Raw genomic sequence first — 12,975 nt, forward strand, 5'->3', positions numbered from 1 at the left:
TGGTAAAACTACAAATTATATTGTTTTATCTTTCGGTACAAGGTGCGCTCACTTATGCCTAACTCATCTGCGGCATCTTTGCGTTTCCCATTGTATTTTTCGAGCGATTTTTTAATGAGCTCGAGTTCTTTTTGCTGTAAAGATAAGTTTTCTTCCTCTTCAATTTCTTCGGCAAAATCGTAGCGACTATTTGCTTCGGAAGTTTTCTCAGGAATATTTAGTACTTCTACATCTTCCTGTTTAGGAGTAAGTTCATCTTCTACATATTGCGCTAGTTCTTCTTCATGATCGTGAGATTCTGAATATATTTTTTTGATAAGCGTAGAGTTTTCTTCTCTCACTTTACTTCCGGTACCGTTGTTCATCAACTCTAGAGTCAACTTTTTAAGGTCATTTACATCGCGCTGCATATCAAACAATACTTTGTATAAAATTTCACGTTCACTGCTAAAATCACTTTCACTTTTCTTATTACCAATGACAGCAGGTAGCGTGCTTCCTACATCTTGAAGGTAGTGCCGTAGGGTCTGATAGCTAATTTCTCTATTGGTTTCCAATACTGAAATCTGTTCGGCAATATTTCGTAACTGACGAATGTTTCCGCCCCAGCGATACTGAAGCAAAAGGCTCACCGCATCATCATCCAGTCTAACGGTGGGCATCTTATATTTTTGTGCAAAATCTGAAGCAAACTTTCTAAAAAGCAAATGTATGTCCTCACTTCGCTCACGCAATGGCGGCAATCCGATTTCTACGGTGCTTAAACGATAGTATAAATCCTCTCTAAATTTATCCTTCTGAATGGCCTCGGCCATTTTTACATTGGTGGCTGCTACAATACGAACATCTGTTTTTTGAAGCTTTGAAGATCCTACCTTTAAAAATTCACCGCTTTCCAATACACGTAATAAACGCACCTGAGTAGCGAGCGGTAATTCACCTACTTCATCTAAGAAAATGGTTCCGCCGTCGGCTACCTCAAAGTAACCGCTCCGTGTAGCTGTCGCACCAGTAAAAGCTCCTTTTTCATGTCCAAAAAGTTCACTGTCGATAGTTCCTTCTGGGATGGCTCCACAGTTTACAGCGATATATTTGCCATGTTTTCTGTGTGATAACGCATGAATAATTTTTGGGATACTTTCCTTTCCCACACCACTTTCACCCGTCACCAATACAGAAATATCTGTAGGTGCAACCTGAATCGCTTTTTCTACGGCACGATTGAGTTTAGGATCGTTTCCTATGATGCCAAATCGTTGTTTTGTTGCTTGTACACTTTCCATAATATTTCCCGCGAAGGCGGGAATCTCATTTTAATTATTTTAATGCTCATTTTCTTTTATGCATTTCTCTCGCTACAGTCGTTGGATGCAAGAGAAAACGAACAAAAGAATATCCTATCATTTATGAATCTTTTTCACTTCTAACTACTAATAATATTCGTATGTAAGTTCTCTATATAAAACTCCATCAACCCGAACCTCACCAGAAACTGGTAGGTTATTTTCGTTGTATTCGAACGTTCTTGTTTCCGAAAAGATTACCTCACCAGAATCTGAAATTCTTGAATAGGAGACATAATTTTTTTGTGAGAAAAAATCTTTGAAGACCAAAAGGTTGTTATGTGATCTTGGAAGAGAGAAAAAATGTTCTTTATAGATAGGATATAACGGATTTATCTCCTCATTGTATGTAAATACATCTTCAAAATATGAATTCTGGTCATTGCTAAAATTAATATTTGTGATATTGTTGTTAATATTTGAGAAGAAAATTATTGAAGTATGACCCTCGGCAATACTTTCTTTTTCAATTAGTTTATTTTGTTGGTTATATTTTAGAACTGTATTTATAAGAGGTTCATTTATAACAACTTCACTATTTTGATATTCGAAATTTAGAAAATGCAGCATTTCTCCATCATTATTTATATAATTAATCGTTTCAATAGTGTTGTCATCTGAATACTCATAAACCATTTCATAAAAAAAGTTATCATTAGAATTTCTTTCAATAGTTAATAATTTTCCAGAGTTGTTATAGGTGTAAGCTAAAAGTTCTTCGTAATCTCTATCAAACTCAATCTTTTTTATGCTAGTAATTTTTCCAAAGGTGTCAAATAGGTATGTAGTTTCCGCATCATAATTGGCTCCATTATTATCGATTAAATACGTAGTGGTAAACTTCTTGATGTTTAGTGATTCTCCTTGAGAAGTATCATCGCCATCACTTGAACAACCTAATACAAAGCAAATTGCAAATAAAAATAGTAGTGTTTTTTTCATGATATTTTTATTTAAGATACAAAAAATATTATAGCGCCTCTCCAATTAACGTAGCACTCGTGGAATCCTTAATTTTTACATTTACAAAGTCGCCTATTTTGTGATTTCCTTTTGGAAAAACCGCCACAATATTTTGCTCGGTTCGTCCGCTCCATTCGTTTTCGTTTTTCTTGCTTTCCCGTTCCACCAACACTTCAACTGTTTTGCCTACAAAGGCTTTGGTTCTTTCGGCTCCGTGTGCGCGTTGTGCAGCCACTATTTCAGCAAGACGTCTGCTTTTGGTTGCTTCAGGCACATCATCTTCTAGCTTACGAGCCGCCATCGTTCCAGGTCTTTCAGAATATTTATACATATACCCAAAATTGTACTTTACGTACTCCATTAAGCTTAAAGTATCCTGGTGATCTTCTTCTGTTTCCGTAGGGAATCCAACAATCATATCCTGCGAAATAGAACACTCTGGGATAATGGTTCTTATTTTATCAATAAGGGTAATGTATTCTTCCCGTGTGTGTAAACGGTTCATTTCCTTGAGAATTCGGCTACTTCCACTCTGTACAGGTAAATGTATGTGGTTACAAATATTATCGTACTTCGCCACCATGTGTAAAACTTCTTCGTGCATGTCCTGCGGATTGCTGGTAGAAAACCGAATACGCATCTTGGGTTGTGCTTTTGCTACCAGTTCTAATAACTGCGCGAAATCTGTAGCGGTTGCCTTTTCCATTTCAGTAGCAGATTTAAAATCTTTTTTAAGTCCGCCGCCATACCATAGATAACTATCTACGTTTTGACCCAAAAGGGTAATTTCTTTGTACCCTTTTTCAGCCAGATCTTGAATTTCTTTTAAAATACTCTGCGGATCTCGGCTACGTTCCCGACCTCTGGTAAAAGGAACGACACAAAACGTACACATATTATCGCAACCACGGGTGATACTTACAAGTGCAGTCACGCCATTACTGTCTAAGCGAACGGGTGAAATATCACCATAAGTTTCATCTTTAGATAAGACGACATTGACAGCATCTCGTCCGGCCTCTACTTCTTTTAAAAGATTGGGCAAATCTTTATAAGCATCGGGTCCTACGACCATGTCTACTATTTTTTCTTCTTCCAGAAACTTACTTTTAAGACGCTCTGCCATACAACCTAAAACCCCGACTTTCATATTCGGATTGAGATCGCGTTTTACTGCATTGTATTTTTCAAGACGTTTGCGAACGGTTTGTTCTGCTTTATCGCGTATAGAGCAAGTATTCACAAGAACAAGATCGGCATCTTCCAGCTTGTTGGTCGTGTTATAGCCTTGCTTGGTTAAAATAGAAGCAACGATCTCGCTATCACTAAAATTCATAGCGCAGCCATAACTCTCCATATAGAGCTTTTTAGTGTTTTGCTTTTTTGAATCCAGTTCTAGCGTTGTGCCCTGTATGTTCTCGTCAATTGTTTTCTCCATCCTGAGTACCTTCGTCAATTAATATGCCTTCAATTTTAAAGGAGGACAAAGATACAAACAAATTGAAAATTATGACAAAGTGTCAGAAATGTTTTTCTTAAATTTGTTGAACATAAAAACAACCAAATCATGGAACATGATATCTTTCAGAAAATAGAAAATGCTCCCAAACCCAATTTTGAGAATATATTATCAAAAAGTTTTGACCTTTTTAAGTTGACGTGGAAAGAATGTTTATTCCATGGTCTTATTTCGCTGGCTATTGCGATTCCGTTCATACTCCTTATCTATGCCCCTTTAATGCCTATGTATATTGAAATGATACAGGCGTCTGTAAACGGAGGCTATTATGAACCTTCTTTAGATTTTTCTGTAGGTATGATGGTAGGGTATGCTTTTTTAATCTTGCTCTTTTCAATCTTTATGCAAGTTATTGGGATTGGAGTCGCTTCTCATTTTTATCAGGTATTAAAGAAATACGATACAGGAGCTCCACAAAATCCGGGAGGTTATTTTGTCTACCTAAAGGGTAACTTCGGAAAGATCTTCCTCTTAAGTTTAGCCATGATGGGAATTTCACTTCTTGCATTATTACTTTGCTATCTGCCAATTTTTTATGTGATGGTTCCCTTACAATTAATCACCCCAATTTTTGCGTTTAATAAAAAACGTTCAGTAAGTGACATTATAAAAGCTTCATTCAAGTTAGGAAACAGATTTTGGCTCATTATTTTTGGGTTGGCAATTATCTCTTCGCTAATCGCACAGGTTGGAATTATTGCCTGTTTCGTCGGAATTTTTGTGACTGCCTATTTTGTGCATATCCCCATGTATTATGTCTATAAGGATACGATAGGATTTGATGATGCACTTCAACTAGAAGAAATATAGAAGATCGCTACGTTGAAAGAAATTAATTTTTAATCTGAAAGGCTTTCTGGCAGATTTTAATTTCTTGTATCGCTTCGGAAGCATCTACATAGCCTTTTACTGCAATGCTTTCCTCAGCATCATTAAATTCAAACCATAGCCGAATAATTTCCAGTGCTTTTGGATATTTCGTATTCATTTCGGCAAGACTACTGGCATCTACCGTTCTCAGTTTTTTATTAGCAGGAATGCAAATTACTTTATCGTCGGTTTCACCTTCATCCACCAACCGAAGCATCGCCACAGGAATCGCTTCTATTATAGTTCCTGAAGGTAGTGTTTCAGCAATAAGCATCACATCTATAGGGTCGCCGTCACCGCCAATAGCGGGATCGCTTAAGGTGCTAGGTACAAATCCGTAGTTGGCAGGATAGGGTAAATACGGTTTAATTCTGTCCACTCCTTCCATTTTATCAACCAAAAATTGTTTGGACGTTTTGTGATATTCTATTTTTTTGTTGGTGCCTGCAGGAATTTCAATCACTACATTTATAGTTTCCGAAGTGACAAAAGTAGGTTCATATAAATAGTTTTTTTGCAATTTATGGCACGAAGTCATACTAAAGACTAAGGATAATAAAATAAAAATTCTGAAATACATGAGTTTAAATTGACGTGACAAGGTCGTGATTATACCTGTATTATATGTTAATTCAAGGCTAAATTTAGGGCGGACTATTTTCGGTTTAAAAATTTCGCATACTTTTGTAGCCCAATATTTGGTTCCCCTCTTCTCGGGAATTAAAAAATAAACTGGTAGATATGGCAAAGAATTTAGTGATCGTAGAGTCCCCGGCAAAGGCAAAAACTATAGAGAAATTTCTTGGAAAAGATTTTAAGGTAGCTTCAAGTTTTGGTCATATTGCAGACCTTCCTTCCAAAGAGTTGGGTGTTGATGTAGAGGGTGACTTTACTCCTAAATATATTGTATCAAGTGATAAAAAGGCTCTTGTAAATGATCTCAAGAAGCAAGCAAAAAAAGCAGAGATGGTTTGGTTAGCAAGTGATGAGGATCGCGAGGGAGAAGCTATTGCATGGCACTTAGCCGAAGAATTAGACCTAAAAGATGAAAACACAAAACGAATTGTCTTTCATGAAATTACAAAGTCGGCTATCTTAAAAGCTATTGAGAACCCTAGAAAAATAAATTACGATCTAGTAAATGCTCAGCAAGCAAGGCGCGTGCTGGATAGATTAGTTGGATACGAATTGTCTCCAGTATTATGGAGGAAAGTGAAAGGCGGACTCTCTGCTGGACGTGTACAAAGTGTTGCAGTGCGTTTAATTGTAGAACGTGAACGTGAGATCGAAGGATTTACACCTGTTGCTTCCTACAGAGTGGATGCAGAATTTACAACGACCGATGGCAGTAAGTTTAAGGCAAAATTGCCTAAGAACTTTGAAACTGAAGCAGAGGCGCGGGCATTTCTTCAAAAAAATATAAAAGCAACCTATGATGTAGCAGATCTTACCAAAAAACCTGCAAAGAAATCACCTGCAGCTCCGTTTACAACCTCTACTTTACAACAGGAAGCAGCAAGGAAGTTGTATTTTTCAGTAGGAAAAACCATGACCATTGCGCAACGTTTGTACGAAGCTGGTTTGATTACCTATATGAGAACCGATAGCGTCAATCTCTCGAACGATGCCAAAGCAGCTGCACAAAAGGAAATTGAAACTTCGTACGGAAGCAACTACAGTAAGCCAAGAAACTATAAAGGAAAATCTAAAGGAGCTCAAGAAGCACACGAGGCCATTCGCCCTACCGATATGTCCAAACACGGAATTTCTGGAGACAGAGATCAGGAACGATTATACGATTTAATCTGGAAACGTACGCTGGCATCTCAAATGAGTGATGCACAACTGGAGCGCACCAATGTAAAAATTGGGATACATGCTTCGGAAAAAGTAGCAGAAACATTTACTGCAAACGGTGAAATGATCAAGTTTGACGGTTTTTTAAAAGTATATCTTGAAGGCACAGATTTTGAAGAGGAAGAACAGGACGGAATGTTGCCCAACTTATCAAAAGGAGACAAACTTGACAACGAATACATCACGGCAACCGAACGCTTTACAAGACCGCCCTATCGATTTACGGAAGCTTCTTTGGTGAAACAATTGGAAGAACTTGGCATTGGACGTCCGTCCACCTATGCACCCACCATTTCTACTATTATAAGTCGCAATTATGTTGAAAAGGGAACTATAGAAGGCGTGGAGCGAAACTATCTTCAGTTAACCCTGGAAAACGATTCCTTGAAAGATAAAAAACTTACCGAAACTGTTGGATCCGACAAAGGAAAATTAGTCCCTACAGATATAGGTCTTATTGTAAACGACTTTTTGGTAGAACATTTTTCGTCGATTCTTGATTTTAACTTTACTGCAAAAGTAGAAGAGGATTTTGACGATATCGCCGAAGGAAAAGAGGAATGGAAAAAGATGATGAAGGATTTTTATGCAAAATTCCATCCTAATGTAGAAGATGTACAAGAAAATGCAGATCGGGAAAGCGGCGAGCGTATTCTGGGAGATGATCCTGAAACAGGAAGACCTGTATTGGTTCGGTTAGGAAAATTTGGTCCCATGGCTCAGATAGGAGCTCCAGATGATGAGGAAAAGAAATTTGCGAGCTTACGTCCAGACCAGCAATTACACTTAGTGACCTTCGAAGAAGTGATGGACCTGTTTAAGCTTCCGAAGACATTAGGCGTCTATGACGGCGAAGAAGTAGAGGTGAACAATGGCCGATATGGTCCGTATGTTCGATTAGGAAAAACATTTATCTCAATTCCGAAGGGAATGGATCCCTTGGATGTGGATATGGCATTTGCGAAGGAGTTGATCGAAGAGAAGAAAAAAGCAGACGCACCTATCTATCACTATGAAGATTTACCTGTTCAAAAAGGGAAAGGGAGATTTGGTCCTTTTATCAAGTGGAACGATATGTTCATCAATGTAAACAAGAAGTACGATTTTGATAATTTGAGTGACGAAGATATTGAAGAACTGATTGAAGCTAAAAAGCAAAAAGAAATCGATAAGCTTATTCAAGAATGGCCAGAGGAAGGCATCCGATTAGAAAAAGCACGATGGGGACGCTTTAATTTAATAAAGGGGAAAACCAAAGTAGAGCTTCCAAAAACGACCAAAGCAGATAAAATAACTTTAGAAGAAGCGCAGGATATATTGGCTAAAAAGGCCCCTAAGAAAAAGAAGGCTTCAGCTAAAAAGAAAACCACAAAGAAAAAAGCAACTGCAAAGAAAAAATAGCAATTAGTTTGCAGTCGTAGCTTTTAGTAATAATAACACAACTAATTAACAAAGTACCTTGAACGAATTTCTTTCTCCGGTATCAAAATCAGTACTAGCTCATAAAGAGGTGCTTCCTGCGGGAACGTTGGGAAAGCAGATAGCTTGTCATAAGGAAGCTGGGAATCTTCCCGACTTAAAAGATGTCACGTTTGCCCTCTTTGGAATAAAAGAAAACCGAAACGATATCAATTACATGGGAGCTGAGGTAGGCTTTGATAGTTTCAGAAAAGCTTTTTATTCGTTATATCCTGGAAACTGGTCTCATGCTATTGTGGACCTTGGGGATATAGAAAAAGGAGAGTCTGTTGAAGACACTTATTTCGCAACAAGAACTGTGACCGAAGCATTGCTTCAGAAAAAAATTATCCCTTTGCTATTAGGTGGAAGTCAGGACTTATTGTATTCGCAATATCGTGCCTACGACTCAGTAAAGAAAATGATCAATTTGGCCAATGTAGATACGCGTTTTGATATAGGAGATGCAGACAAACCGGTTCATAGTAAATCCTATGTTGGTAAAATCATTGTAGATACACCTTATAATTTATTTAACTACAGTGTGCTTGGATACCAATCTTTTTTTAATGCCCCTCAAGAAATCGCATTGATGGATAAATTATTTTTTGATGCGTATAGGCTGGGAGAAGTTACAGCAGATATAACGTCGATAGAACCGATATTGCGTGATGCAGATGCGGTGGCTTTAGATAGTACGGCAATAAAAAGTTCAGAAATAAGTTATAAAAATAACGAAAGTCCAAATGGCTTTGATGGAAGAGAAATATGTGCGGTAGCAAGATATGCAGGTATAAGTACTAAAGTAAGCTCTTTTGGCGTTTATGAATTAAATGAAGCCGATACTACCAAAAGTGGTGCAATGTTAATAGCGCAAGTACTTTGGTATTTTATAGAAGGTGTTAATTTTAGAGTGTCTGATGCAGATTTTGATAATGATCATAAGTTTACAACGTATAAGGTACCAGTAGATGATGAGGTCCTTATATTTAAGAAAAGTAATAGCACCGGAAGATGGTGGATAGAATTACCATTTATTTCAAGTGTTAATAATAAATTAAAAAGTAGAACGTTATTACCTTGCACTTATGGCGAATATTTGAGTGCAACACATCAGGAAATTCCTGAAAGGTGGTATAAAGCCCGCCGAAAGAACGAAGTATAAATCTAATAGTAAGAAAAATAGAATTAAGGGTTTTTAAAGAAAATAGTTGTTTTTTAAAGAAAATATAAATAGGTTTACGCCCTTAAATCTCTAGAATTTAACCTAAATCCCTATGAAGAAGCTTATTGCATTAACTGCGATCGTTACCTTTTTGTTCAGTTGTAACTCTGGAGACAGAGGAGAGCTCGTTGGCGCTAAAGGTAAAAAATGGTATCCTGAGAAACCTTATGGAATGACCTTAGTACCTGGCGGATCCTTTATTATGGGTAAAGCCGATGACGATTTTGTGGCTGTTAATGATGCCCCAACTAAAACGGTGACCGTACGTTCATTCTACATGGACGAAACCGAAATTACCAATGCAGAGTACCGCCAGTTCGTTGAATGGGTACGTGACTCTACTGTCCGATTAAAATTAGCAATTCTTGCAGACGAAGTTGGTGCCACTCCCGGAGATGGAGGGATTGGTGATTTTGCCTTTGTAGATCAAGAAGGCGAAGAGATGACTCCATGGGAGCAATACAATTATGATAACTACTACGGAATGGGAGAAGACTTCTATGCCGGCAGAAAAATTAACAGGGATATCGATCTTATTTGGGACACCTCAGAATATCCAGATGAATATTACTCTGAAGTAATGGATACCATGTATATCCCTGCTGAAGAAGCCTATAATGGACAACGTACCATCGATGTTGAAAAACTGAAATTTCAGTATACCTATATGGACATTCAGGCAGCTGCTAGAGACAAATCAAAGCGTAGAAAAGATTTCATTAAAAAAGAAGAGGTAAAAATATATCCAGATACAACCGTTTGGATTAAGGACTTTAACTATTCGTATAATGAGCCAATGCACAACGATTATTTCTGGCACGAAGCGTATGGAGAGTATCCTGTAGTGGGTGTAACCTGGGAGCAGGCAAAAGCATTTTGCGCATGGAGAACCTTATACAAAAATGCGTATCAGAAATCAAGAAGACGTCAGCATGTAAATTCATTCAGGCTTCCAGGGGAGGCAGAGTGGGAATATGCCGCAAGAGGTGGTCTTGAAGGAGCAACGTATCCTTGGGGTGATTACTACGCTAAAAACGACCGTGGTTGTTTCTTAGCAAACTTTAAGCCTTTGCGTGGAGATTATGCAGCAGATCAGGCATTATATACCGTAGAAGCAGATGCTTATGAGCCCAATGATTATAACCTTTATAACATGTCTGGTAATGTAAGTGAGTGGGTGGCTTCCTCATACGATCCAAACTCTTATGAATATTCTTCAACAATGAATCCTAATGTAAACGACAATGATAACTTCCGTAAAGTTGTTCGTGGAGGGTCATGGAAAGATGTAGCATACTTTCTTCAGGTAAGTACTCGTGACTATGAGTATGCAGATTCTGCAAGAAGCTATATTGGTTTTAGAACAGTACAAGACTATATGGGAACAGACGTAGTGCTAAACGATAAGTTTGGTGACGCACGTTAATCGATTCCTTCAACATATTTAAAATAACCTAAATTAAAATTGAACTAAACTAAATTTAAACTATTGTATTATGGCACAATCAAAATCAACCAAGAAATTATTTAACATGGCCTACGGGCTTGGAGCATCCATCGTAATTATTGGAGCTTTATTTAAAATTCTTCACTGGGACTTCGGTTTTCCATTTGATGGAAACACCCTATTAACAGTTGGTCTTGTTACTGAAGCAATTATTTTTGCGATTTCTGCATTCGAACCTGTAGAAGAAGATTTAGACTGGGCATTGGTATATCCTGAATTAGCTGGAGGCGTAACAAAAGGTAAAAAAGAAGCCCCTCAAGACGCAGAAGGTCTTTTATCTAAGAAATTAGATGCAATGCTAAAAGATGCACGTATTGATAGTGAGTTAATGAATAGCCTTAGTACTAGCATCCGTTCTTTTGAAGGTGCTGCGAAAGGAATGGCTCCTACTGCCGACGCTATGAACTCAACTAAGAAATACAGTGAAGAAATGGCATTAGCTGCCGCGCAAATGGAATCATTAAATAGCTTGTATAAAGTACAGGTAGAAAACACAAGCCGTCAAACTGAAGTAAACGAAAGAGTAGCAGAAAATGCTGAGCAATTAAAAGCACAGATGGAACACTTAACTACGAACCTTTCATCACTTAATGGGGTGTACGGCGGAATGTTATCTGCAATGAATAGAAATTAAGATTGTTTTTCAACCAAATTTTAACCACTAAAAAAACTTAAAAATGGCAGGAGGAAAACTATCGGCTAGACAGAAAATGATTAACCTAATGTACTTGGTTTTCATTGCAATGCTAGCATTAAATATGTCCAAAGAAGTCCTATCGGCTTTTGGATTATTAAATAGTAAAATAAGTTCGGCAAATACAGCTACCGAGCAAAGAAACGTAGCGTTTATGGATGGGTTAGCAACAAAAGCTGCTGAACAACCAGAACAGTACGCGGCAGTTGCTGAAAAGGCGCAGAGTGTTTCTGTAGTTTCTGAAGAATTAGATAATTATATTGCTGAAGTAAAAGCAGGTATTCTTGCAGAATATGAAGACAAAACAGAATACGAAGTCATGGACAAAGCAGACTACTTAAATCAAAAGTGGTTTAAAGGAGGGAAAATTTCTCCAGAAGGGCAAGCGTTCATCGATAAAGTAGATGCCTATCGTACAGAAATGTTAAACATATTACCAGCAGATACCTATCCGGACATTCGATCGTCTATTGAATCAAATTTTGCAACTGGCGAAGTGGAAGATAGCGAAGGTGTTAAGAAAACATGGTTATCGTATAACTATGAAGGGTTTCCGGCAATTGCATCGGTTACTAAGTTGACGCAAATGCAAGCTGATATTAAAACGACCAAAAATGAATTATTACAAAAAATGTTAGCGGGGCAACAGGCTTCAGCACTTTCATTTACTCAGTATAATACATTATTGGAGCAGTCTAAATCGGCATACTATTCTGGAGAGCAATTTGATGGCGCTATTGTATTGGGACGTAAAGATCCTAATACCAAACCAAATGAAGTTGAATTAACACTTGACGGTCGTAAACTGACTGAAAGTCAATACACTATTGAAAGTGGTAAAGTAAAATTAAATATTGGAGCGGGAGCACCTGGAGATCATAAAATTGAGGGGAACTTAATTTTCCTTGAGAACGGTGAGCGAACAGAAATTCCTGTCAACTTAGCCTTTGCTACTATTTCTAAACCCAATGCAGCAGTCATTGCAGCAGATAAGATGAATGTAGTATACCGTGGGGTAGACAATCCTATGACGGTTTCTATTCCTGGAATACCAGATAACAAAGTATCTGCTTCAGGTGCTGGATTAAGTAAAGTATCAGGTAGTAAATATGTAATGCGTCCACAAACTGGAAACACGGTTAATATCACAGCAAGTGGTACTTTGCCAGATGGCCAACGTGTGAGTTCTAGTTCTGAGTTCCGTATCAAAGGTATTCCGGCACCTGCTGGAACCATTAGAGGGGAATCTGGAAGAGTCCCAATGCAACGTAACGGTCTTGAAATTTCAAGTGTTGGAGCCGTTTTAGAAGATTTTGATTTTGACCTGGGATTACGTGTTACAGGATTTAGTTTTAAAGTGCCTAACCAACCCACAGTAGTCGTTTCTGGTACCACACTTAATGCACAAGCAAAAAATGCGTTACGTAGTGCCAAGCGTGGTGATGTTGTGTCAATTTTTGACATTAACACTAGCATTACGGGTAGTAATGTGAAACTACGTAAAACAGCTCCTGTATTTATTGAGTTGTCAAACTAGAA

10 protein-coding genes are annotated in these 12,975 nt (G+C 37.8%); 6 read left to right on the forward strand and 4 right to left on the reverse strand.

All coding sequences use genetic code 11. From position 1 onward, the window contains the following. Positions 1-8 precede the first annotated feature (8 nt). From ACFQO1_RS03130 to miaB, 3 genes are all read right to left on the reverse strand, one after another. Positions 9-1,283 carry a sigma-54 interaction domain-containing protein gene (locus tag ACFQO1_RS03130; protein ID WP_380216514.1) on the reverse strand — a complete coding sequence of 425 codons (1,275 nt, stop codon included), beginning with the start codon at positions 1,281-1,283 and terminating at the stop codon, positions 9-11. A 147-nt stretch (positions 1,284-1,430) separates the two neighbouring features. Next, positions 1,431-2,285, reverse strand: a complete 855-nt coding sequence (locus ACFQO1_RS03135; protein ID WP_380216515.1) for a hypothetical protein — start codon at positions 2,283-2,285, stop codon at positions 1,431-1,433. Between the two features lie 28 nt (positions 2,286-2,313). Beyond that, complete coding sequence (gene miaB / locus ACFQO1_RS03140; RefSeq protein WP_380216516.1) at positions 2,314-3,744, reverse strand: tRNA (N6-isopentenyl adenosine(37)-C2)-methylthiotransferase MiaB; 1,431 nt, start codon at positions 3,742-3,744, stop codon at positions 2,314-2,316. 129 nt (positions 3,745-3,873) lie between these two features. Here miaB and ACFQO1_RS03145 point away from each other — a divergent pair, with 129 nt between their 5' ends. Next, the gene (locus ACFQO1_RS03145; RefSeq protein ID WP_380216517.1) at positions 3,874-4,635 is read left to right on the forward strand and encodes a hypothetical protein; all 762 of its coding nucleotides are present in this window, start codon (positions 3,874-3,876) and stop codon (positions 4,633-4,635) included. Positions 4,636-4,657: 22 nt separating this feature from the next. Here the strand turns inward: ACFQO1_RS03145 and ACFQO1_RS03150 are convergent, their stop codons facing one another. Beyond that, entirely contained in the window at positions 4,658-5,215 is a 558-nt protein-coding gene (locus tag ACFQO1_RS03150) for an inorganic diphosphatase (protein WP_380216518.1), read from the reverse strand. A 221-nt stretch (positions 5,216-5,436) separates the two neighbouring features. Here ACFQO1_RS03150 and topA point away from each other — a divergent pair, with 221 nt between their 5' ends. From topA to porM, 5 genes are all read left to right on the forward strand, one after another. After that, entirely contained in the window at positions 5,437-7,953 is a 2,517-nt protein-coding gene (gene topA / locus ACFQO1_RS03155) for a type I DNA topoisomerase (protein ID WP_380216519.1), read from the forward strand. 58 nt (positions 7,954-8,011) lie between these two features. Continuing rightward, positions 8,012-9,175, forward strand: coding sequence for a formimidoylglutamase (locus ACFQO1_RS03160; protein WP_380216520.1), 1,164 nt, complete (start codon positions 8,012-8,014; stop codon positions 9,173-9,175). Positions 9,176-9,287: 112 nt separating this feature from the next. Then, entirely contained in the window at positions 9,288-10,661 is a 1,374-nt protein-coding gene (porK, locus tag ACFQO1_RS03165; RefSeq protein WP_380216521.1) for a T9SS ring complex lipoprotein PorK/GldK, read from the forward strand. Between the two features lie 70 nt (positions 10,662-10,731). After that, positions 10,732-11,376: a type IX secretion system motor protein PorL/GldL gene (gene porL / locus ACFQO1_RS03170; protein ID WP_380216522.1), complete on the forward strand. Its 645-nt coding sequence runs from the start codon at positions 10,732-10,734 to the stop codon at positions 11,374-11,376. A 43-nt stretch (positions 11,377-11,419) separates the two neighbouring features. Next, positions 11,420-12,973 (forward strand): type IX secretion system motor protein PorM/GldM, encoded by a 1,554-nt coding sequence (gene porM, locus ACFQO1_RS03175; protein ID WP_380216523.1) that lies wholly within the window; start codon positions 11,420-11,422, stop codon positions 12,971-12,973. Positions 12,974-12,975 lie beyond the last annotated feature (2 nt).

This window comes from Jejudonia soesokkakensis, assembly GCF_042664795.1.
Classification (GTDB): Bacteria; Bacteroidota; Bacteroidia; order Flavobacteriales; family Flavobacteriaceae; genus Jejudonia; species Jejudonia soesokkakensis.

Coding starts and splice junctions, on each gene's coding strand:
- ACFQO1_RS03130 (WP_380216514.1), bottom strand. CDS start 1,283: ATGGAAAGTGTACAAGCAACAAAACAACGATTTGGCATCATAGGAAAC.
- topA (WP_380216519.1), top strand. CDS start 5,437: ATGGCAAAGAATTTAGTGATCGTAGAGTCCCCGGCAAAGGCAAAAACT.
- miaB (WP_380216516.1), bottom strand. CDS start 3,744: ATGGAGAAAACAATTGACGAGAACATACAGGGCACAACGCTAGAACTG.
- porL (WP_380216522.1), top strand. CDS start 10,732: ATGGCACAATCAAAATCAACCAAGAAATTATTTAACATGGCCTACGGG.
- ACFQO1_RS03135 (WP_380216515.1), bottom strand. CDS start 2,285: ATGAAAAAAACACTACTATTTTTATTTGCAATTTGCTTTGTATTAGGT.
- ACFQO1_RS03145 (WP_380216517.1), top strand. CDS start 3,874: ATGGAACATGATATCTTTCAGAAAATAGAAAATGCTCCCAAACCCAAT.
- porK (WP_380216521.1), top strand. CDS start 9,288: ATGAAGAAGCTTATTGCATTAACTGCGATCGTTACCTTTTTGTTCAGT.
- porM (WP_380216523.1), top strand. CDS start 11,420: ATGGCAGGAGGAAAACTATCGGCTAGACAGAAAATGATTAACCTAATG.